This window comes from Psychrobacter sp. PL19 (genome assembly GCF_017875835.1).
Lineage (GTDB): Bacteria > Pseudomonadota > Gammaproteobacteria > Pseudomonadales > Moraxellaceae > Psychrobacter.
The window spans coordinates 869,920-892,005 of sequence record NZ_JAGING010000001.1 but is presented as its reverse complement, the minus strand read 5'-3'; the positions used below and the strand labels follow the sequence as shown (position 1 = coordinate 892,005).

The following is a 22,086-nucleotide window of genomic DNA, read 5'->3' as shown; positions in this document are numbered from 1 at the left end:
CGTTAATTATTCACTGAAAAAAGTGACTTTTGGACTGGGATAAAATTTAGTAATGAGGCGTCTTTGCTAAAACTTAAATACCTACTGCCATTTAATAAAGAGGCTGAATGATAGGGGACTAAGGCCGTAGGAATAAAACTGCGCGCGGCATTAATATGCTGAATTGAATCATCGAAAAAGATATGTGGCGCGAAGGTTTTGAGTACTGACGTTTTTTCAAGACCACCCAAAAAAAACGCCATATCGACATCTACCCCCCACTCCCGTAGCGTCTTAATCGCCCGCAAGTCAGCTGGTGCATTGCGCGCAGTGACCAATGCAATACTGATAGGACATTGATTGATACCCACTGGTAATCGTTCTTGTAGTTTTGACAGCTTAATTAACAGCTCAGCATATGGCCCTTTTTCTATTGGCAAATCTCGCATCTGCGCTTCACGCTCATGAAAGGCACGCAGCCCCTTTTGTTTATACAAAAGCTCTCCAGAATCATCAAACAATACCGCATCACCATCAAAGGCAATGCGCAGCTGCTCAGTATCCAGCTCATACGTATTCACAGGGGTAGCGTCCAATATGGCACAAGCACAAATTTTTGCATCTGCTACCTGTTGTGCATCATCACGGTTGGTGGTCAAAAACAAGTCGACATTAAAATCATTGATATAAGGCGCTATTGGACTGCCTGAGATAAAGGCTGAGCGTGAAATATTAAGCTTGTGGTTACGAATGGCGTTTAGTACTTGAATACCCGTATCAGGGCTACTCTTTGAGACGATAACGACTTCAACCAAAGGCGTTTCAATATCTGATTCTGATCCAACACCTTGATTACAGTAATTGTTTAGATTAAGTAGCGCCTTGATCAAAGGGTAGCCGGCACCAATACTCAGCGGTTCGTCTTCACGATCCACCATATAGTCCCGAAATTCTTTGATAGCTCTATTAGCAGGATGCTGTTGCAACAGTTGCAATAGATAATTCTCGGATTCTGATAAATCAAAAAGTGCCGTTGCGGAAATTGCGACTATTAAAGTATTACTAAAATCGACTGCCATAACTTTTCTACTTATATATGCTGATATGAAATACTATTTATATGTCAATAATACAGGAATAAAGTCTATTGAGTTTACTACATCTATCAGCCTTTAAAATTAGGAGAAAAGTTATGATAAGGTCATCGCTCTATCAAAGTCTTGGACCTATAAGATCAAACCTATAGTGCTGCTCGCATAAAAAAACCATATTGTCATTACAACAATATGGTGAGAAGAACTAACGATAATCCTCTGACGCTCATAACTTTAATAATAGCTTGTTTATTTAGCTGTCATGAACAACTCTCAACTTAATAACACTAAAGATATGGCTGGGAAGGATACCAAAACAATCAATCGAATCAAATCAGAGACAATAAAGGGCGCTACCCCGCGAAACATATCCGCAAGCTTGATGTGCGGGGCTACCGCTTTAATCACAAAGATATTCATGCCCATGGGCGGGGTAATGAGCCCAAGCTCTACAGTTAATACCGCAATGATACCAAACCAAACGGGATCAAAACCTAATGCTAGAATAATAGGATATACCACAGGAATGGTGATCACCAACATCGCTAGGGCATCCATAAACAACCCAAGCAAAAAGTACATGATCAGGATGCAGATTAACACCACCATTGGACTAACGTCTAAACCACCAATCCACGCTGCTAGGGTATTAGACATTTGTGATACAGAGATAAAGTAGCCGAGCGCTTCTGCCCCTAATAGCATAAAGAATACCACCGCAGATAACGCTAAGGTCTCAATTAAGGAACGCTTTAACCCATCGAGTCTCATGCCTTTGACAGCAGCATAGCCCCAAGAAGCAAAGGCTCCTACTGCTGCCCCTTCAGTGGGGGTAAATAAGCCAAAGAAAATACCGGCGATAATAATAATGAAAATAAAGCTAAAAGGGATAAGACCAGTCAGAGACACTATCTTAGCTTTCCATGGGGTTCGCTCGCCGCGTGGTGCGAGATGCGGCTTCCAGCGCACCATGATCATCACAGTAATCGAATACATAACCATGCCTAGCACACCCGGCAAAAACCCAGCAATAAACATATCGCCAACCGATTGTTGGGTCAAAATGGCATAAACCAGCAGCGCGATACTGGGTGGAATCATAATACCTAAGGTCCCACCAGCGGCTAAAACCCCACAGGCAAAACCCGGCTGATAACCGTATTTTTCCATTTGTGGCAATGCCACTCGAGCCATCGTAGACGCAGTCGCTAACGATGATCCGGAAATAGAGGCAAAGATACCTGATGAGCCAATACCCGCAATCCCAAGGCTGCCTCTAACACCACCAAAGATAGTACGAGTGGATTCAAAGAGCTTACTTGCCATACCAGAATGCGTAGCAAACACCCCCATTAATATGAATAGAGGAATGGCACTAAAATCATATTTTGCTAACACATCTACTGGAACGTCTTTTAACATCTGTAGGGCGTTGCTAGGAGCAGTTACTGCCCCAAAACCTACTAGCCCTACGCCTAACATTGCCAAAGCAACCGGCACCCTGCCGATGACTAGTAAAATCATACACACTAAACCGATAGCACCAATAATTTCTGGACTCATGCGCCTGTCTCCTCGGCGTCAAAGAACTCGCCCGTTTTGAAAATATTGATAGATTCGATAAGGGCACGAGTAGCAAGTAAGGCACTTAAGAATGAACTCAAGCCATAAATGGGCATCATTGAAATTCTAAGATCTTGAGTCACTTTACCGAAATGGACGGCATCGACTGCACTCTCATATAGGCCCCATGTGAACACGATACCTATTAAGAAAAACCCCATCATGAAGGTACCCATCATATAGCCTTTGATAGCCTGGGGCATTTTTTGGGTAAAAACATCGACGATAATTTGTGACCGTTCGACATAGGCGGCAAAAGCAGACAACAACGCAAAAAGCATAAAATAGGAGACAATCTCCACGCCGCCTTTAATAGTAAATCCGAGCTCACCACCAGTGAGCTTGAACATATAACGAAAGAAAACATCTGCAATGGTGGCGAGAACAATGATGATTAAGCTGATACCACCAATGAACTCACACATCCTTGCAATAAAGCGGCTTATTTTGACCAGAAATACCATGTGACAACTCCAATAGGTTAAACCTTACAGGCAACACTGGCTGCTTTGGCTTTTGCATAAACCCCATCAGCATCTAAACCTAGAGCTTTGACATCACTAAGATACTTTTGCGTGCCTTTTTCCAGAGGCCCTTTCCAATCTGGGTTATTGAGCGGATCTGGAATATCGATGATTTCATCCCCTTTATCCCTTGCCGCTTGTAAAGCCATATCATCATGTTTATCAAATACTACACCGACCTTTTTCGCCAAAGCCATACCTGAATTATCATCAATCACTTTTTTCAAATCATCAGGTAATTTGTCATAGCTGTCTTGATTCATAGTCACCATCAAGGCAGAGCTATAGAAGGGAATATTAGTATGATATTTGGTTATTTCGTCAATTTTGAACGTTGTGACTGCTTCCCATGGGAAACTCAAGCCGTCAACGACCCCACGCTGTAAGGACGTGTACATATCATTAGCAGGTAATCCTACAGGAGAGGCACCCATACTCTCAATAATATCGCCTGCCACTGCTGAAGGGCGACGAATACGCATACCTTTCATGTCTTCAGGGGTTCTAATCAATTTATTAGTGGTGTGTAGAGTTCCAGGGCCGGCACCATACATAAATAGCAGGTGCGAATCTTTATATTCATCAGCAAAGGTACCATCTTCATAAAGGGTCTGCAGCATACAACCCATCTGAGTGGCTGAACTTGATAAGCCTGGAAGTTCTGCAATTTGAGTTAAGGGGAAACGTCCGCTAGTGTAACCATGGGCTTGAGAACCAATATCAATAGTTCCTTTTACAGCAGATTCATAGGTCACATCAGCCTTGCTCAAGGTCGCTGATGGATAAAGTTCAACTTTGAGGCGGCCATTGGAGTCGGTTTCTATTTGTTTCGCCCACGGCTCAAAAACCTCTTGGTTGATAGAAGAAGTTGCTGGCCAAAAATGCGAAAAACGCAGCGTAGTGGTTTCTTGGGATGATGCGGAGGCGTCGTTGCCAGTATCCGATGAATTAGAACAGCCCATTAGGCTGAGTGCTGCTAAAGCACCTATTGAAAAAAGAGGAGCGAATTTCATTATCAATTCCTTTTGATAATTATTAAAAAGATAAGAGCCTATTTATAAATCTACTAGATAGATAGCATATAACTTAAATCATATTTATTAGCGATTAATTGATAGCTCTCTATGATACTTACGAGTAACTATTATTAACTCCAATTTAAACCGCTATTTAGAATTAAAGATGCTAGGTAAAATTAGCAGCTATAATGATAGGTGTCAAATCATTTTAGATAATGAAATGGAATACTTTTTCAGCGTTACAATACCCTGCTTGCCTTCCATTTTATGTGAGAAATGCCTTATTCTACTTTAGCTTTCTAGAAGCTTAGGAATGAAAAGTGCATAGGTACGATGAACCGCCTTGGGTTTGTCGAAGACTCACCAATCTGACAGGGTAAAATAATGAGTAAAAACACATACACCTCAAGAGTAAAAAACATGCTGTCCGTATACTGGTAAAAATTGAATGCCAGTTTCTGTCAAAGCAGTAGTCCATCCTTTGTATCTATAGTCAATGAAACATAATATCGATACATAACATACTGCTGACATAAATTTTTCTTGCTTGCTGTACCTACGTAGACAGAGGCTGCAAAAAGCTTATACCAGCAGTACCGTCGCATTTTTAAGATATTTTAACTGTACTTTGTAATAGATTAGGCCAAGACCCTAGGTAATAAAAAACCCTGTTAAGCTAACGCTTAACAGGGTTTGGGTATAGAGAGCTGATGGTGATCCACTCCATGAGCGAACCACACAATATATTCTGAATACTTTCACTTATTCGAAGCAAAGGAACACAAACAATCAATCACGACAAGGTGGAAGTACGAGTCCTGACAATAACTGCTATGTCATGCCTTTGATTGGCTAAACCTTACAGGCAATACTAGCGGCTTTAGCCTTTTCATAAACCCCATCGGCATCTAAACCTAAAGCGTTAACATCGCTAAGATATTTTTGTGTGCCTTTTTCGAGTGGACCTTTCCAGTCTGGATCATTGAGCGGATCTGGAACTTCGATAACCTGATCCCCTTTATCGATAGCAGCTTGTAAGGCTATATCATCGTGTTTATCAAATACTTCACCGACTTTTTTCGCCAACGCCATTCCTGAATTGCTATCAATCACTTTTTTCAAATCATCGGGTAATTTGTCGTAGCTGCCCTGATTCATAGTGACCATCAAAGCAGAGCTATAGAATGGAATATTGGTATGATATTTGGTTAATTCATCAATTTTAAAGGTTGTCACCGCTTCCCATGGGAAACTTAAACCGTCAACGACACCACGCTGTAAGGATGTGTACATGTCATTAGCAGGTAACCCTACGGGAGAAGCGCCCATACTTTCGATGATGTCGCCAGCGACTGCTGACGGGCGACGAATACGCATACCCTTCATATCTTCAGGGGTTCTAATCAGCTTGTTGGTGGAGTGCAGCGCACCTGGACCCGTAGCATACATAAACAAGATATGTGAGTCTTTGTACTCACTAGCAATAGTGCCATCTTCATACAAGGTTTGCAGCATACAGCCCGTCTGAGTCGACGAGCTAGATAACCCTGGGAGCTCTGCAATTTGAGTCAACGGAAAGCGACCACTGGTATAGCCATGAGCTTGAGAGCCGATGTCTATCGTACCTTTAGCAGCAGCTTCGTAGGTGACGTCTGCTTTACTGAGGGTCGCTGAAGGATAAAGCTCAACTTTAAGTCGACCATTAGAGTCAGTTTCTATTTGTTTCGCCCACGGCTCGAATACCTCTTTATTAATAGAGGAAGTAGCTGGCCAAAAATGCGAAAAACGTAGCGTAGTGGTTTCTTGAGATGACATAGCAGAAGCGTCGCCATCAGATTGGTTAGAACAGCCTATTAGACTAAGTGCTGCTATGGCACCTATTGAAAAAAGAGGAGCAAACTTCATTATCAATTCCTTTTGATAATTATTAAAAAATAAAAGCTTATTTATTAATCTACTAAATAAAGGACATATTTCTAAGTCTCATTTAACATTGATTGACAAACGACTCTCTATAATTTTTACGAACGGCTATTATTAATTCAGATTTAGACTGCTACTTAGAATTAAAGGTATCAGTCAAAATTAGCAGCTATAACGATAGGTGTCAAATCGTTCTAAGATAAATATCAGAAGTATCTTACCTGAATACTAAATTATTCCTATGATATTTTTAGCACAGGCCTTGTTGTTTAGGAAAAACCTTCTGTTCCCATCACATAGAAGGAATTCATCAGTAGCCCACTAGAAACTTAGGCAAAGAAAAGCCCCCAACGAATTAACGTTGGGGGCTTTACTAGAATAGAGAGCTGACGATGACCTACTCTCACATGGACGAATCCACACTACCATTGGCGCGATGATGTTTCACTTCTGAGTTCGGTAAGGGATCAGGTGGTTCCATCATGCTATTGTCGTCAGCAAAGGGGGTTAGATATGAGTCTGTTGTTGTTATTGACTTAAGTATTAGCTTAAAGCCTGTCAACATAAACCTAACTGAATCAAGGTTTAAGGTGATATCGAAATGTATTTATATTCTATAGCATTTTAGCTATACAAGATAGATTAATTAGAGCTCTCATACAAACCACTTGGGTGTTGTATGGTCAAGCCAAACGAGCAATTAGTACAGGTTAGCTACACACATCGCTGTGCTTCCACACCCTGCCTATCAACGTCGTAGTCTTCAACGGCTCTTTAGGGAAATCTTATCTTGAGGTGGGCTTCCCGCTTAGATGCTTTCAGCGGTTATCCCATCCGAACGTAGCTACCGGGCAATGCCACTGGCGTGACAACCCGAACACCAGAGGTTCGTCCACTCTGGTCCTCTCGTACTAGGAGCAGATCCTCTCAAATTTCCAACGCCCACGGTAGATAGGGACCGAACTGTCTCACGACGTTCTAAACCCAGCTCGCGTACCTCTTTAAATGGCGAACAGCCATACCCTTAGGACCTGCTTCAGCCCTAGGATGAGATGAGCCGACATCGAGGTGCCAAACACCGCCGTCGATATGAACTCTTGGGCGGTATCAGCCTGTTATCCCCAGAGTACCTTTTATCCGTTGAGCGATGGCCCTTCCATACAGAACCACCGGATCACTAAGACCTACTTTCGTACCTGCTCGACTTGTGGGTCTCGCAGTTAAGCGCGCTTTTGCCTTTATACTCTATGAACGATTTCCGACCGTTCTGAGCGCACCTTCGTACTCCTCCGTTACTCTTTAGGAGGAGACCGCCCCAGTCAAACTACCCACCATACATTGTCCTCGGTATTGTTATACCTGAGTTAGAACCCCGACATGACCAGGGTGGTATTTCAAGATTGGCTCCACCAAGACTAGCGTCTCGGCTTCAAAGCCTCCCACCTATCCTGCACAAGTCAGGTCAAAGTTCAATGTAAAGCTGTAGTAAAGGTTCACGGGGTCTTTCCGTCTAGCCGCGGGTACACAGCATCTTCACTGCGATTTCGATTTCACTGAGTCTCTGCTGGAGACAGCGCTGCCGTCATTATGCCATTCGTGCAGGTCAGAACTTACCTGACAAGGAATTTCGCTACCTTAGGACCGTTATAGTTACGGCCGCCGTTTACTGGGGCTTCGATCAAGAGCTTCGCTTACGCTAACCCCATCAATTAACCTTCCAGCACCGGGCAGGCATCACACCCTATACGTCCACTTTCGTGTTTGCAGAGTGCTGTGTTTTTAATAAACAGTTGCAGCAGCCTGGTATCTGCGACTGCTAATAGCTTACGGAGCAAGTCCTTCACCATCAGCAGCGTACCTTCTCCCGAAGTTACGGTACCATTTTGCCTAGTTCCTTCAGCAGAGTTCTCTCAAGCGCCTTGGTATTCTCTACCTGATCACCTGTGTCGGTTTAGGGTACGATTCGTTTATAACTATTGCTTAGAAGCTTTTCCTGGAAGCATGGTATTTGCCACTTCGCTGTACAAGTACAGCTTGCTATCAGATCTCGGTATTAACAGTCCGGATTTGCCTAAACTGTCTACCTACATCCTTTCACCTGGACAACCGTCGCCAGGCTGGCATAACCTTCTCCGTCCCTCCATCGCATTATAAACAAGTATCAGAATATTAACTGATTTCCCATCGACTACGCCTTTCGGCCTCGCCTTAGGGGTCGACTCACCCAGCCCCGATTAACGTTGGACTGGAACCCTTGATCTTCCGGCGTGCGAGCTTTTCACTCGCATTATCGTTACTCACGTCAGCATTCGCTCTTGTGATACCTCCAGCATGCCTTACGACACACCTTCACAGGCTTACACAACGCTCCCCTACCACTTGAAAACAAATTCAAATCCGCAGCTTCGGCTCCTAGTTTGAGCCCCGTTACATCTTCCGCGCGGGCCGACTCGACTAGTGAGCTATTACGCTTTCTTTAAAGGATGGCTGCTTCTAAGCCAACCTCCTAGCTGTCTATGCCTTCCCACCTCGTTTCCCACTTAACTAGGAATTTGGGGCCTTAGCTGGCGGTCTGGGTTGTTTCCCTCTCCACAATGGACGTTAGCACCCACTGTGTGTCTCCCGGATATCACTCATCGGTATTCGGAGTTTGCATCGGTTTGGTAAGTCGGTATGACCCCCTAGCCGAAACAGTGCTCTACCCCCAATGGTGTTCGTCCGAGGCGCTACCTAAATAGCTTTCGGGGAGAACCAGCTATCACCGAGTTTGATTAGCCTTTCACCCCTATCCACAAGTCATCCCCTAGCTTTTCAACGATAGTGGGTTCGGTCCTCCGGTGCCTGTTACGGCACTTTCAACCTGCTCATGGATAGATCACTCGGTTTCGGGTCTATGCCCTGCAACTATTCGCCCTATTAAGACTCGGTTTCCCTACGGCTCCCCTAAATGGTTAACCTCGCTACAGAACATAAGTCGCTGACCCATTATACAAAAGGTACGCGGTCACCCCAATAAATTGAGGCTCCCACTGCTTGTACGCACACGGTTTCAGGTTCTATTTCACTCCCCTCACAGGGGTTCTTTTCGCCTTTCCCTCACGGTACTGGTTCACTATCGGTCAGTCAGGAGTATTTAGCCTTGGAGGATGGTCCCCCCATCTTCAAACAGGATTTCTCGTGTCCCGCCCTACTTAATATGTTAACTCTAATGTTTCGAATACAGGACTATCACCTACTACGGTCAGCTTTCCCACGCTGTTCTTCTACATTAGAATTAATCGGCTTCTCCCCGTTCGCTCGCCGCTACTTGGGGAATCTCATTTGATGTCTTTTCCTAAGGGTACTGAGATGTTTCACTTCCCCTCGTTCGCTTCTCGTACAAGTACGAGATACCTACCTTATGGTAAGTGGGTTTCCCCATTCAGAAATCTCCGGATCACAGGATATTGCCGCCTCCCCGAAGCTTATCGCAGGCTGTCACGTCTTTCATCGCCTCTGACTGCCAAGGCATCCACCATGTGCGCTTCATTACTTGACCATACAACCCCAAGTAGTCTTTCAACTATCTAAGTGTTATATGAGTCTAATTATGATAACGATATCACCTAATTTTATACGCTTGATTCAGTTCTCTTTATTATTTGATAATCAATCCTCTGGGATAACAACTGATGTCGTTAAGAGAATCGATTATCAGGTTAGAAACAACACGTGAACATGTTGTTCTAACCCAGACTCATATCTATGTTTTTAAATAGTTCCTGTATTCTCGTCGAATTACAGGTTCTGTATAAAACAGAAAGAAGTAATCTTAAGATATATTTCGCTATATCTAAATCACTTGTTTCTATGTTATTCGCACTCTAAGCTTACTCTGTGTTTATGATGGTGGAGCCAAACGGAGTCGAACCGTTGACCTCCTGCGTGCAAGGCAGGCGCTCTACCAGCTGAGCTATGGCCCCATATAAAATGGTGGGTCTAAGTGGACTTGAACCACTGACCCCCGCGTTATCAACACGGTGCTCTAACCAGCTGAGCTACAGACCCATATACGTTTATGCAATAAACGTAAGCTTAAACTAAAGAACAACTTGTTGTGAATTCTTGCTGACCGAATGCGTCTATAAGGAGGTGATCCAGCCGCAGGTTCCCCTACGGCTACCTTGTTACGACTTCACCCCAGTCGCCAACCACACCGTGGTGAACGCCATCCCTAAGGTTAGGCTATCCACTTCTGGTGCAATCAACTCCCATGGTGTGACGGGCGGTGTGTACAAGGCCCGGGAACGTATTCACCGCGGCATTCTGATCCGCGATTACTAGCGATTCCTACTTCATGGAGTCGAGTTGCAGACTCCAATCTGGACTACGATAGGCTTTTTGAGATTCGCATCACATCGCTGTGTAGCTGCCCTCTGTACCTACCATTGTAGCACGTGTGTAGCCCTGGTCGTAAGGGCCATGATGACTTGACGTCGTCCCCGCCTTCCTCCAGTTTGTCACTGGCAGTATCCTTAGAGTTCCCGGCTTAACCCGCTGGTAACTAAGGACAAGGGTTGCGCTCGTTGCGGGACTTAACCCAACATCTCACGACACGAGCTGACGACAGCCATGCAGCACCTGTATTCTAATTCCCGAAGGCACTCCCGCATCTCTGCAGGATTCTAGATATGTCAAGACCAGGTAAGGTTCTTCGCGTTGCATCGAATTAAACCACATGCTCCACCGCTTGTGCGGGCCCCCGTCAATTCATTTGAGTTTTAACCTTGCGGCCGTACTCCCCAGGCGGTCTACTTATTGCGTTAGCTGCGTCACTAAGTCCTCAAGGGACCCAACGACTAGTAGACATCGTTTACGGCGTGGACTACCAGGGTATCTAATCCTGTTTGCTACCCACGCTTTCGAGCCTCAGTGTCAGTATGATGCCAGAAGGCTGCCTTCGCCATCGGTATTCCTCCAGATCTCTACGCATTTCACCGCTACACCTGGAATTCTACCTTCCTCTCACCTACTCTAGCCTAACAGTTTCAGATGCAGTTCCCAGGTTAAGCCCGGGGATTTCACATCTGACTTATCAAGCCACCTACGCTCGCTTTACGCCCAGTAATTCCGATTAACGCTTGCACCCTCTGTATTACCGCGGCTGCTGGCACAGAGTTAGCCGGTGCTTATTCTGCAGCTAATGTCATCGTCCATGGGTATTAACCATGGAGTCTTCTTCACTGCTTAAAGTGCTTTACAACCAAAAGGCCTTCTTCACACACGCGGCATGGCTGGATCAGGCTTTCGCCCATTGTCCAATATTCCCCACTGCTGCCTCCCGTAGGAGTCCGGGCCGTGTCTCAGTCCCGGTGTGGCTGATCATCCTCTCAGACCAGCTACAGATCGTCGCCATGGTAGGCCTTTACCCCACCATCTAGCTAATCCGACTTAGGCTCATCTAATAGCGAGAGCAGTAAACTGCCCCCTTTCTCCCGTAGGTCGTATGCGGTATTAATTCGAGTTTCCCCGAGCTATCCCCCACTACTAGGTAGATTCCTAAGTATTACTCACCCGTCCGCCGCTCGACGCCTGGTAGCAAGCTACCATCGTTTCCGCTCGACTTGCATGTGTTAAGCCTGCCGCCAGCGTTCAATCTGAGCCATGATCAAACTCTTCAGTTTAATCTTGCTATGTAACCCTTTAAAGAGGTTACTAAACTTGGCTCATCTAATCTGGCAATTACGCTCTTCGTATGTTTTCATTTAAATGAATTAACTTTGAGTTTTCTTGCTGTCTTAAATGATAATTTTTATAGTTAATAGACTTCCCGAAAAGAGAAGACAGTCAACTTTATTTTTTAGCATTCTGAATCAGCAAAAATCCACACAAGTTGTTCTTTAGTTATGCTTTTAAATAGTGTTATTCACTGTCGTCCAGTAAATAATGTTTTCGCTAATTAAGGTAAGCTATTTAGCTTATCTCGTTTAGCGAGCTGACTAGTATATCATGTTGAAATAACCTGTCAAGCCTTTGTTCTAATTCGTTTCAGTAGGTTAGCTCGGTAGTCGTCAAGTAATGAATTACTCTTAAACTTGCTAGCTTCCCTTGCTGAGGGGCGCATTATAGACGCTTTTAATACGGTGTCAAGAAGTTATTTAACTAACTTTTTCTAAAGTGGTAAACCACTTCATAAAGCCGCTCTTCCCTTCCGACTGGGTGGCATTATACGCAGTTTCATGTGTGGGTCAAGCGGTTTTGGAAAGGGATTTAAGGTTTTCGTAATGACTAAATATAAGAATTGAAATATCACTATTTTTATCAATAAGTTAGTACTAAGTACAGTCTTGAATATTTTCTCTATTATCTAATGACGCTAACCTTTGCGCTTATAATTGGTCTGCTCTCTGCGTTTTTGATAGACCTTGTCCATTTTATAGCTTACCTATCTTTTTAAAGAAAGCCTTATAGGCTTCGACTTTTTTATCTAAGGCTAGTGGGTAGGCTCGTGAGGTTGAAGGTAAGCGATATAACGTTAAATCATTAACTGGTTCTGAGTTTGAGATTTTATCTAGGTCCTGCCATTGGTACGGATAATCCATACTTTGATTAGTTTTGGGATATCGCGATTTAGGCGGTGGTGCGTCAAGTAGATTAAGTAATACCTCAGTTGCCTTACCGCCTGTGGTAAATAATGCTCCGACTTTTGGCACTTGTAGCAAAATGCTGTCTAAATCAACCGATGTGACGACTGTTAAATTCTTATCTGAGGCGTTACCCGTTTCACGAATCGCTTGTACTACTGTGGGGCATGAGGCAATACCGCGTTCGAACATGAAGGTGCGGATACGCTCAGGATCAAAGCGCTTCTCATCTCCTACTCTAAAATAGTCAGCATCATCAAAGAATACCCGTCCATAAATGCGCCACATATCGTTATAAAAGTTAGGATAATGAAAACTCATTGCCCATTTATCAGCGGTCGGTGGAAACGTTCCCATCATCATGACGGAAGCGTTAGGTGGTAACACAGCTGCAAAGGGATGAGTTTCTATTTTTGGTGTGTTCATTTCAGAGTCTCTGGCTTAAAAGATATTAGGGTGTTCACAGATTTATTATCATTATAGTCGGCGTCAAATGCTCTTACGATGATAATATTATTAATCAGAAAAGTAGTTTTTTTGTTATGATAGCAACCTTAAACACTGCTTAAAATAGCATTATCAAATTGTCACTTTCAATAGTATGACAATAATATTGACTGGTATCCGATGTCGTTTACGCTCTTATTAATATAAAAGCCTAAATGATAGAGTCAAGGCATGATTTGTTATAGCCTGTTTATTGTAAAGGCGCTACTTTGCAGTGTATTTATTTGCCAAGTGTCTATTGTCATTGAAAGTAATCAGTAACAGCTACTCAGTATTGATACTATATACAGTATGTAGATAGCATAGTGCTGATTCTTTTCTAGCGTTAGTCCAAAACTAAGAGAGTACTCATGAGTGACTTAAAAATTACCGTAATTGATCATCCGTTAGTACGTCATAAACTCAGCTTGATGCGTGAAAAAGACTGTAGTACCTATAAATTCCGTACGCTTACTAAAGAGCTTGCGCGCTTGATGGCCTATGAGGCCAGCCGAGATTTTGAAATAGAGACTTTCCCAATGGAAGGTTGGTGTGGCGATATTACTGGTGAGCAAATAGTGGGTAAGACGGCGACTATTGTACCGATTCTACGTGCCGGTCTGGGTATGCTAGATGGGGTGCTCGACTTAATACCAACGGCTAAAATCTCAGTTGTTGGCTTACAACGCGATGAAGAAACCTTACAACCAGTGCCATTTTTTGAAAAATTCGTCAGTCATATGGACAAACGTCCTGCGATTATCATTGATCCAATGCTAGCAACGGGTGGCTCCATGATTGCTACTATTGAGATGCTCAAAAAAAATGGCTGTAAAAATATCAAAGCCTTAGTTTTGGTTGCTGCGCCCGAAGGCGTGCGCTTGGTCAATGACGCGCATCCTGACGTGACTATTTATACGGCTGCCTTAGACAGTCATCTGGATGAACACGGCTATATCATCCCTGGCCTCGGCGATGCCGGTGATAAGATTTTTGGTACCAAGCAAAACTAGTACGATTAATAACTATAAACCACTTCTATAGACAACGACTGGTCATTGATGACTGCCATTAGTAACTAATTATTAACAACAGGGATGAATAATGAACGTATTAATTACAGGGGCAAGTGCGGGTTTTGGTAAAGCGTTGGCGGAGCGTTTAATTGCAAAAGGCCACCGGGTAATCGGTTGTGCCAGACGCCTCGATAAACTTAATGAACTGGCACACAGCTTAGGCGAATCATTTTTGCCAGTGGCCATGGATGTCAGTGACACGGCTTCTATTCCGCAGATAATCGCCGATCTACCTGATGCCTTCAGCCAAATCGATGTTTTAATCAATAATGCCGGACTGGCACTAGGTACAGAGTCTGCTCAAAACTCCGACCTTACTGATTGGATGCAAATGGTTGATACCAACATCAAGGGCCTAATGTCATTAACACATGCGGTCTTGCCAGCAATGGTCGCGCGCGACAGTGGTTATATCATTAATTTGGGCTCTATTGCGGGTAGCTGGCCATACTATGGCGGTAATGTGTACGGCGCCACTAAAGCTTTTGTAAAGCAGTTCAGCTTAAACTTGCGAGCTGATCTAATCGGCACCCAAGTGCGTGTCACTAATCTTGAGCCCGGTAATGTTGGAGGAACAGAGTTCTCAAACGTACGCTATCATGGTGATGATGATAAGGCCGCCAAGGTTTATGATGGCTTTAAAAGTATGACTGGCGAAGATATCGGTGATATTTTGTTGTGGTTGATTGAATCTCCTGCTCACATTAACATCAACCGTTTAGAAGTCATGCCGGTGGCACAGACCTATAACGGACTGACGATTGCTAAGCAGGATAGCTAAATTGTAAGAGCAGGCCATTAACGTAATTCATAACAACGAAGCAATGTAGCGGTACTCTTTATAGCAGCGTGCTGTATAGCGGTACCGTTTATAATAGTATCATTTATAACAGTACCCTTTGATATCGCTGTATTACTTTGCTCCACGCTTTGCTCGTTCACTAAGCGTAAATCCTGAAAATCCAAAATTAATACTTCGTTACGGGTACGCTCGCTGGTACGTTTGTTATGGCGTATGGCAAACCCTAACACCTGCTTGCCTGCTACCCGTATCTGATTAACAACTGTCTCTTGAGTGTTTGCTAGTATTGCTTTATTAGCATGCTGTTTGCTTGTCCACGCTCCATTCACTGCGGTAGCAGGATTAAGCGTAGTCGTTAACAGTTTTTCACGGCGTACCTTCTTAGGTATATCGCCAGCTACGAATAATATTTGATCAAGCGGTAAATACTGCGCATGACGCATCAGCTCATGGCGAAACAATGCCGGTATGTCCATATTAAAGCTGTCTTCACTTTGCTGATAAAAGGCGGCAAAACTGCGCTGAATATAGCGCCCGAACACCGTAAAGTTAATCCACTGTTGATAAGCATCATTTGCCAAAATCTGCTTAGTAAACGCTTTTGGATCTGGTGTAATCCTACCTTCTAAAATTGCTATTAATAACGCCTGTGGATCCTTAAATACCTGCTGCTCCCAAACTTGCGGATAGAAGCTACTATCAAGTTCTGGTAGCGTTGGTTTACTCATGACGCATCATCCTTTTTTATGTTGATAATCGAATACATAATCATCGCGGCTATCCTTTGCTATGTGCTACTATTTATTTGATATTTTATACGTCCTTTTTACTCTATAGTATATTTATCATTGCTAACAATAAGCTTTATTTACTATCAGATTACTAGGGTAGTTTTTATACTGTGGTCAGCCTGGCTGCTTTTATTACAGTAGGGTTTACTATAGCAAGCTCTCATTATTTGTATAAGGATATTTTATGGCGAACACGGCACTTACCTTAACGTTAGAGTGGTTCTTAAATCCTGATCATCTGCCTTTTATAGCCGGAATCTACACCGACGCCTATAAGAAGGCGGGTCTTGATATCAATATGATTGAGCCAACTGAACACTATGATGGCTTTGCGGAATTGCAAGCAGGCAATATTGATTTGCATGTCAATGAGCCTATTCATTTATTCGAGCATTATTTTGATGATTTAAAGGCACTGGGCTGTTTTTTTGTGACCGACGGTGGGGTTTTAATGAAGCAAAGTAGTATGGACAAGCTGCATCAAAATCAGCCAATACGCATTACCACGCCAGCAGCCAACCCCATTACCAATAAGATCGGCTTTGAGATTTTGAACCGCTATGCCGAGAAAAATGGCTTTGTTTTAGACTGCGACAATGTCAGCTTTGTAGAGACTGACTTTCAGCATTTACATAACCTGCAACAAGGCGATGGGCAGGGCAAAGAACATAAAGAATTTGATGGGGCGTGGTTGTGTTTTTATAACTTTGAAGGCATCGAAGCCAATCATGCGGGTCTTGACTATACTTTTATCGACCAGCATTTATCACCGTATCCGAACTTTTCCGCACTGGAGCTAATGACTACGCATAGCATATGGCAAGAGAAATCAACCGCGCTACAGCAGTTCGTCAAGGTAAGTACCGACATGGGGCAACTGTGTATTAATGATCCAGAGCAGGCGCGCGCTATTTATTATGGTTACACGGGTGAGGCGCCCTCTGCACTAATGGACGACATTATTAATGACACGCTAAAACGCTTGATAACGCCCATCAAGCCTGACAGCAAGCGGTGGTCAGAACTACGTGAGATGTTGGCAACATTAGATATCGCCGCACTCAGTGACACGAATTATGCCAAATTGTGGCAGTAACGGTATATTAAAATATGATTATTAGCATTCTATCTCAATACCAACTACGGACCATTAATATTGCTGCTTCGAATGGAGCGCTGCTACCGGTCTCTGTGATTGGTAGCGGTCAGCCTGTGTTAGTACTACACGCTTACGGTATGGATGCGCGTGAGTTCCTACCCTTTATACTGCCACTGACCACTAAGTATCAATTTTATCTGCCGCACTTTCGCGGATTCGGCCTCGCCCAGTCTATTCCACTCACCCAGTTTGATTTCCTTGGCCAATATTCCGAAGATATCAATGCGGTCATTGAGCAAATCTGTAGTTGGCGCAACCTTATCTCTATCCCTGTAGCTGCAATTTCTATGGGGGCGCAAGTGATGTGGGCTTATTTTGGTCGCTACGGATCCGATCGAGTCAGCCGCTACCTCAATATTGATCAAACCCCTACGGTTCATAACCAATCAAATTGGCAAGGTGGGCTCTTTGGCGCGCGTCAGTCCGAAGTGTTTGATATATTTCAGGAAGTGCTTGATGCAGGGTTGGCTTATGAGCATTTTGACAGCTTTACCCACCTCCCTCATTCCTTAAAGCGACGCACCACAGATACCGAGCGCATGTTTTCCCTATTGTCCGCGAGTCGGCCGCGCTCCCAAGCCTTTATTCATCTAATGACTCACCAAACGGATCACCAACTGGTGTTTTATAATCATGACACCTGGAAGCATAAGATGCACTGCCTGCAAGCGTACTTGGCGCTCCCCTATGACTTTCGGGACGTGGCGGAGACACTGACCATTCCCGTAATGAACTTAATCGGCGGTCGCTCCCAGCTATATAACCCAGAATGGCAACGCAAAGTCACTCAGATGCTGCCCAACGCGACCGAGGTGGTATTGCCAAAATCTGGACACGCGGTGCCGCTCGATGAGCCGGTAAAATTTTATAAAGTATTGAAGAGATTCTTGCAAGATTAGTTATTTCGTTACGTTTCAACATAAAGAAGAGTGTGATTGACACTATGACTATACAACACCTCATAGTAACTAGTTTCGCTGCCCTTTATACTCAGTAGCACCAATCAACATTATCTTGTAATTAACGTCACTAAATTTCACGACTAATATTACTATATTTATATTGATTTACTCATTCTAAAAGGACGAAACCATGCCCTACGTTACGGTTGCAACTCAAGCTAATCAACCTGTCGACTTGTATTACGAAGTCCAAGGTACTGGCAGGCCTGTAGTCTTAATCCATGGCTGGCCGCTCAGCGGACGTTCATGGGAACCACAAATCGCTCCCCTTGTCGAAGCTGGTTTTCAAGTGATCACTTATGACAGACGCGGTTTCGGTCAATCCTCTAAGCCGTGGGAGGGTTATGACTATGATACTTTGGCGCAAGACTTAAAGGCACTCATGGAAGAACTTAATCTAAAAGATGCAGCGATTGTTGGATTCTCGATGGGTGGCGGTGAAGTTGCTCGCTATCTTGGTCAGTATGGATCAGACCGTGTCAGTAAAGCGGTACTGGCTTCTGCAGTTCCGCCTTATTTGTTTAAGGCCGATGACAATCCGGATGGTGGTTTGGAAGAGCAAGATGTTCAGCAGTTCCTAGATGGCGTGAGCGGTGACCGCATCGCATTTTTAAATGACTTCACTAAGACCTTTTTTACCCCAAAAGATGGCAAGTTATTAGTGAGTAAACCTCTGCGCCTGTATCACCGTGAGATTGCTGCGTTTGCCTCCCCTAAAGCCACTTACGATTGCGTCAAGTCATTTGCTTATACTGATTTCCGTGATGACCTAAAAGCATTCGATGTGCCTACGTTAGTAATTCATGGCGATGCGGATCAGATCGTTCCATTTGAAGTCAGTGGCCAGCGCTCGCACGATATAATTGCAGACAGTCAGCTACATATCATTGAAGGTGGCCCGCACGGTAATAATGTGACTCATGCAAAAGAGTTTAACCAAGTATTGATTGATTTTTTAAACGATTAACTGTCTTTTTAAACGTGTAGAAAAGCGACCTTAACTGGTCGCTTTTTTTGGTAGATATCTCATACGACAATTTTTAGAATTAGTCCACTAAAGCTTTAATCAACTCAAACCGTGGTACTTGCTTACCGTCACGTGTGACCATTTCAGTAAACATCGCTAATGGACGCACCCAAACGCCATAGTCACCGTACAGACAACGATAGACGACTAACGTTTCTTCGATTTCGGAATGATGTGCGGTGTGCAAAACTTGGTACAGACTGCCTTTGTAGTGGCGGTAGATGCCTTGGGGGATAGTATTTTGAGTTGATTGCGCCATAAGATTGCTTATATTCAATGTATTTGTAGGTCATTTAAAACCCTGCTAATTATAACTGACAAACTTCAGTTGAATCATTGCTATAACTTATTAATATAAAAATGGTTAATAGCGTTCTGTTTATCTGCCAGTACTAATCTTATTTACGCAAGCGCGCTAGCCATTCCAAGCCTTTAGTTGCCTGATCGGTCGCCCATTGCATACGTGGGCTAGGTAATTTATGGTGCTGATGTACTTTGCTCATGTCTCCGTCGTAATGCTCACGAACTCGCTTGTTCATTATAGCAAACCAAAGTGGCGGAATATACGCTGGCATAATCATACTGGCGTAGCCCGAAGGCAATTGCGGTGCCTCCTTAAAGTGGCGTAGCAGTTGATAGACACGGGTGGGATGAGCATGATGATCAGAATGACGCTGCAACTGGTACAAGAATAAGTTAGTCACCACGTGGTTACTATTCCAGCTATGCTCAGGTTGAGTACGCTCATAACGACCATCATCGCGTTGTTCTCGCAAGAGACCATAATGTTCGAGGTAATTGACCGCCTCTAATAAACTAAAGCCATAAATCGCCTGAATAGCAATAAAAGGAACAATCTTTTTGCCAAAGGCTTTATACATTACTGCATAGAGTACGGCTGACATTACCCAACCTTGCAACAGCTCATTATCTTGATGCCAAAAAGACTGGTTTTTACGTGCCAGCCGATCAGTCTCAATGTCAATTGCTGAGCGTAAGCCACCAAACACGGTACGTGGTAAAAACTGCCAAAACGATTCGTTATAATGGCTACTGGCCGGATCTCTTGGGGTAGCAACCCAGCGGTGATGACCAAAGTTATGCTCAATGGCAAAATGTCCATAAGCCGTTGGTGCTAAACTGATACGGGATAAAACGCGATTGAGACGGTCAGACTTGTGCCCAAGTTCATGCGCAGTATTAATGGCGACACCATTCATTACCCCAGCCGTAACAGCAACCCCTAAATGGTTATACCAGGGCAAATCGCGTTTTATATATTGATAACTGAACAAACCTAAGGCAGCATATTGCAATGGAATAAATGCATGAGCGATGCGCTGATAATATTGGTCTTGTTCTAACGCTTCAAACGCACCCTCAGGTGGATTACTGTTATCGTCACCGATAACTAAATCAGCGACAGGGATAACCCCATGGATAAACAATATTCCTGCCCAAGCGGTTACTGTATTCTTAACATCAATACCGTCTTGGTCGCGCAGACTGAGTGCAAACAAACAGCCAAGCAAGGGTAAAGCTGGACTAAATAGCCAAAATTGGCGTTTTGGATCTTGCCATAGCACGGAATCAGTCACTGCTTTAATAGTTTCAAGCGCCCGTGCGTCTAATTGCTTAGTCATTATATTACTCCTCGTCCATAAGAGACATTGCTGTCCATTAATTATGACAAGGTAGTTGAGTTAAAAACGAACTTATTGGCAATAAAACCTCACTTTGTGCCCGAAACTTACCTCTATAGCAGACTTCCATAATTATTTTAGGTATCTTGTTAGTCTGACGATGGCGTTTATTAGGACCTATCCTTTTATAATAAGAAATCTAATACTGCATAGATAACGAAAAGGATTAGTAAATAAAATTAAGAGACGCATAATATGGATGTTTTGAGTCTATTGTTCGAAGAAATGCACTTACACAATGTGCAATACATTAGTGTCACCGCAAAGGGTACTTGGTGTCTTGAGCATTTGGCGCATGATTATCTAACCTTTATTATAGTGACTCAAGGTCAGATTATATTGAACTATGCCGAGCAGACACAGATTGTCAGTGATAATAATATGATAATGCTGACTCAAGCGCTTCCCTATCGCTGTCAGTCGAGTGCATCACTTGCACCATCAGTTAGCCGAACTTTGATGCCAGCGCACGAGACCGGACAGACAGGTTTGGATATTAAAGGAGTAAAGCAGTTACCTACTAATATTGAGGAAAGCCCTTCAGATAAACACCACGTTGACGATGCACATACTGAGAAAACAACTGAGACTAGTTTTATAATTGTGCGCTGTCAATTTGATAAGGATATGGCAACACCCTTACTATCTGCCCTACCTGCAAGCCTGCCGCCATCGACGCAGCAGCGCTCGGCCTATCATAAAGTCATCACTATTGGGGTCAGTTTTTTTCAGTTAGAATCTAGTTTAAATCGGCCAGGCAAAATTAATATGCTGAATCGTCTTGCTAGTATGCTGATGATTGAATGTATCCGCGAATATATCGAGCAGTTAAATAGTGGCGCAATCAGTAAGAAGACTAAAACACATCAGGAACATCGAGCTGATTTAGCTTCTTCTTCTGCTACTAAGCCAAAGGTTTATGAAGAGAACCAACCCAATTTGCTCGCTGCCTTAAAAGATACTTATCTCGCAAAAACTCTGTACTTAATGCACAGTTATCCTAACGAGCCTTGGACGATGACCCAATTAGCTAAAGAAGCAGGGCTGTCACGCACAGGACTTAACGACCGTTTCAAAAAAGTTATTGGCATTACGCCACACGTTTATTTAAGTCACTATCGTTTAAGGCTGGCTGCCAGATATTTGCGCGAGGAACAATACTCAATTAATCGAATTAGCGAACTGGTTGGTTATGCATCGGATACCTCATTCCACGGTGCCTTTAAGCGCCATTATGGGCAGTCACCGAGCCAGTATCGCAAGGCTATCATTCAGTCTTGAGTGTTTTTTTATTT

General features: G+C 43.6%; 15 protein-coding genes, 2 tRNA genes and 3 rRNA genes. 6 read left to right on the top strand and 14 right to left on the bottom strand.

Annotated features, from left to right (window positions below; genetic code table 11):
* Positions 1-2: 2 nt before the first annotated feature.
* From H4W00_RS03620 to H4W00_RS03570, 11 genes are all read right to left on the bottom strand, one after another.
* Positions 3-1,058 carry a 5'-nucleotidase gene (locus H4W00_RS03620; protein WP_209956278.1) on the bottom strand — a complete coding sequence of 352 codons (1,056 nt, stop codon included), beginning with the start codon at positions 1,056-1,058 and terminating at the stop codon, positions 3-5.
* A 288-nt stretch (positions 1,059-1,346) separates the two neighbouring features.
* A complete protein-coding gene (locus H4W00_RS03615) occupies positions 1,347-2,636 on the bottom strand; it encodes a TRAP transporter large permease (RefSeq protein ID WP_209956277.1) in 1,290 nt (429 codons plus the stop codon).
* Positions 2,633-3,160: a TRAP transporter small permease gene (locus H4W00_RS03610; protein ID WP_209956276.1), complete on the bottom strand. Its 528-nt coding sequence runs from the start codon at positions 3,158-3,160 to the stop codon at positions 2,633-2,635. The genes H4W00_RS03615 and H4W00_RS03610 overlap by 4 nt, the downstream gene beginning before the upstream one ends.
* 17 nt (positions 3,161-3,177) lie before the next feature.
* A complete protein-coding gene (locus H4W00_RS03605) occupies positions 3,178-4,233 on the bottom strand; it encodes a TRAP transporter substrate-binding protein (RefSeq protein WP_209956275.1) in 1,056 nt (351 codons plus the stop codon).
* A gap of 858 nt (positions 4,234-5,091) precedes the next feature.
* Positions 5,092-6,144 carry a TRAP transporter substrate-binding protein gene (locus H4W00_RS03600; protein ID WP_209956274.1) on the bottom strand — a complete coding sequence of 351 codons (1,053 nt, stop codon included), beginning with the start codon at positions 6,142-6,144 and terminating at the stop codon, positions 5,092-5,094.
* A gap of 402 nt (positions 6,145-6,546) precedes the next feature.
* Positions 6,547-6,661, bottom strand: a 5S ribosomal RNA gene (gene rrf, locus H4W00_RS03595).
* A gap of 180 nt (positions 6,662-6,841) precedes the next feature.
* A 23S ribosomal RNA gene (locus H4W00_RS03590) occupies positions 6,842-9,700 on the bottom strand.
* Between the two features lie 348 nt (positions 9,701-10,048).
* A tRNA-Ala gene (locus H4W00_RS03585) sits at positions 10,049-10,124 on the bottom strand.
* 8 nt (positions 10,125-10,132) lie between these two features.
* A tRNA-Ile gene (locus H4W00_RS03580) sits at positions 10,133-10,209 on the bottom strand.
* Between the two features lie 77 nt (positions 10,210-10,286).
* A 16S ribosomal RNA gene (locus H4W00_RS03575) occupies positions 10,287-11,825 on the bottom strand.
* Together the 16S, 23S and 5S rRNA genes with 2 tRNA genes alongside form the textbook arrangement of a ribosomal RNA operon.
* Positions 11,826-12,575: 750 nt before the next feature.
* Complete coding sequence (locus tag H4W00_RS03570) at positions 12,576-13,211, bottom strand: DNA glycosylase (protein ID WP_209956273.1); 636 nt, start codon at positions 13,209-13,211, stop codon at positions 12,576-12,578.
* A gap of 431 nt (positions 13,212-13,642) precedes the next feature.
* Here H4W00_RS03570 and upp point away from each other — a divergent pair, with 431 nt between their 5' ends.
* Positions 13,643-14,284, top strand: coding sequence for a uracil phosphoribosyltransferase (upp, locus tag H4W00_RS03565; RefSeq protein ID WP_209956272.1), 642 nt, complete (start codon positions 13,643-13,645; stop codon positions 14,282-14,284).
* Positions 14,285-14,375: 91 nt separating this feature from the next.
* The gene (locus tag H4W00_RS03560) at positions 14,376-15,128 is read left to right on the top strand and encodes an SDR family NAD(P)-dependent oxidoreductase (protein WP_209956271.1); all 753 of its coding nucleotides are present in this window, start codon (positions 14,376-14,378) and stop codon (positions 15,126-15,128) included.
* A gap of 17 nt (positions 15,129-15,145) precedes the next feature.
* Here the strand turns inward: H4W00_RS03560 and H4W00_RS03555 are convergent, their stop codons facing one another.
* On the bottom strand, positions 15,146-15,877 hold the full coding sequence (locus H4W00_RS03555) for a hypothetical protein (RefSeq protein WP_209956270.1): 732 nt from the start codon (positions 15,875-15,877) through the stop codon (positions 15,146-15,148).
* A gap of 247 nt (positions 15,878-16,124) precedes the next feature.
* On the opposite strand from H4W00_RS03555, the gene H4W00_RS03550 reads away from it, so the two are divergent.
* The 3 genes from H4W00_RS03550 (at position 16,125) to H4W00_RS03540 (ending at position 19,028) form a co-directional block, all read left to right on the top strand.
* Positions 16,125-17,036: an ABC transporter substrate-binding protein gene (locus H4W00_RS03550; RefSeq protein ID WP_209956269.1), complete on the top strand. Its 912-nt coding sequence runs from the start codon at positions 16,125-16,127 to the stop codon at positions 17,034-17,036.
* Positions 17,037-17,050: 14 nt separating this feature from the next.
* Positions 17,051-17,998, top strand: a complete 948-nt coding sequence (locus H4W00_RS03545; protein WP_209956268.1) for an alpha/beta fold hydrolase — start codon at positions 17,051-17,053, stop codon at positions 17,996-17,998.
* Positions 17,999-18,191: 193 nt separating this feature from the next.
* The gene (locus H4W00_RS03540) at positions 18,192-19,028 is read left to right on the top strand and encodes an alpha/beta fold hydrolase (RefSeq protein WP_209956267.1); all 837 of its coding nucleotides are present in this window, start codon (positions 18,192-18,194) and stop codon (positions 19,026-19,028) included.
* Between the two features lie 79 nt (positions 19,029-19,107).
* Here H4W00_RS03540 and H4W00_RS03535 read toward each other — a convergent pair whose 3' ends face one another.
* Complete coding sequence (locus H4W00_RS03535; RefSeq protein ID WP_209956266.1) at positions 19,108-19,347, bottom strand: DUF1653 domain-containing protein; 240 nt, start codon at positions 19,345-19,347, stop codon at positions 19,108-19,110.
* Positions 19,348-19,486: 139 nt separating this feature from the next.
* On the bottom strand, positions 19,487-20,731 hold the full coding sequence (locus H4W00_RS03530; protein WP_209956265.1) for an alkane 1-monooxygenase: 1,245 nt from the start codon (positions 20,729-20,731) through the stop codon (positions 19,487-19,489).
* A gap of 255 nt (positions 20,732-20,986) precedes the next feature.
* On the opposite strand from H4W00_RS03530, the gene H4W00_RS03525 reads away from it, so the two are divergent.
* Positions 20,987-22,072 carry an AraC family transcriptional regulator gene (locus tag H4W00_RS03525; protein ID WP_209956264.1) on the top strand — a complete coding sequence of 362 codons (1,086 nt, stop codon included), beginning with the start codon at positions 20,987-20,989 and terminating at the stop codon, positions 22,070-22,072.
* Positions 22,073-22,086 lie beyond the last annotated feature (14 nt).

Excerpts from the sequence above, each read along its gene's own strand:
- H4W00_RS03620 (WP_209956278.1), bottom strand. The coding sequence starts at position 1,058 with ATGGCAGTCGATTTTAGTAATACTTTAATAGTCGCAATTTCCGCAACG.
- H4W00_RS03615 (WP_209956277.1), bottom strand. The coding sequence starts at position 2,636 with ATGAGTCCAGAAATTATTGGTGCTATCGGTTTAGTGTGTATGATTTTA.
- H4W00_RS03610 (WP_209956276.1), bottom strand. The coding sequence starts at position 3,160 with ATGGTATTTCTGGTCAAAATAAGCCGCTTTATTGCAAGGATGTGTGAG.
- H4W00_RS03605 (WP_209956275.1), bottom strand. The coding sequence starts at position 4,233 with ATGAAATTCGCTCCTCTTTTTTCAATAGGTGCTTTAGCAGCACTCAGC.
- H4W00_RS03600 (WP_209956274.1), bottom strand. The coding sequence starts at position 6,144 with ATGAAGTTTGCTCCTCTTTTTTCAATAGGTGCCATAGCAGCACTTAGT.
- H4W00_RS03570 (WP_209956273.1), bottom strand. The coding sequence starts at position 13,211 with ATGAACACACCAAAAATAGAAACTCATCCCTTTGCAGCTGTGTTACCA.
- upp (WP_209956272.1), top strand. The coding sequence starts at position 13,643 with ATGAGTGACTTAAAAATTACCGTAATTGATCATCCGTTAGTACGTCAT.
- H4W00_RS03560 (WP_209956271.1), top strand. The coding sequence starts at position 14,376 with ATGAACGTATTAATTACAGGGGCAAGTGCGGGTTTTGGTAAAGCGTTG.
- H4W00_RS03555 (WP_209956270.1), bottom strand. The coding sequence starts at position 15,877 with ATGAGTAAACCAACGCTACCAGAACTTGATAGTAGCTTCTATCCGCAA.
- H4W00_RS03550 (WP_209956269.1), top strand. The coding sequence starts at position 16,125 with ATGGCGAACACGGCACTTACCTTAACGTTAGAGTGGTTCTTAAATCCT.
- H4W00_RS03545 (WP_209956268.1), top strand. The coding sequence starts at position 17,051 with ATGATTATTAGCATTCTATCTCAATACCAACTACGGACCATTAATATT.
- H4W00_RS03540 (WP_209956267.1), top strand. The coding sequence starts at position 18,192 with ATGCCCTACGTTACGGTTGCAACTCAAGCTAATCAACCTGTCGACTTG.
- H4W00_RS03535 (WP_209956266.1), bottom strand. The coding sequence starts at position 19,347 with ATGGCGCAATCAACTCAAAATACTATCCCCCAAGGCATCTACCGCCAC.
- H4W00_RS03530 (WP_209956265.1), bottom strand. The coding sequence starts at position 20,731 with ATGACTAAGCAATTAGACGCACGGGCGCTTGAAACTATTAAAGCAGTG.
- H4W00_RS03525 (WP_209956264.1), top strand. The coding sequence starts at position 20,987 with ATGGATGTTTTGAGTCTATTGTTCGAAGAAATGCACTTACACAATGTG.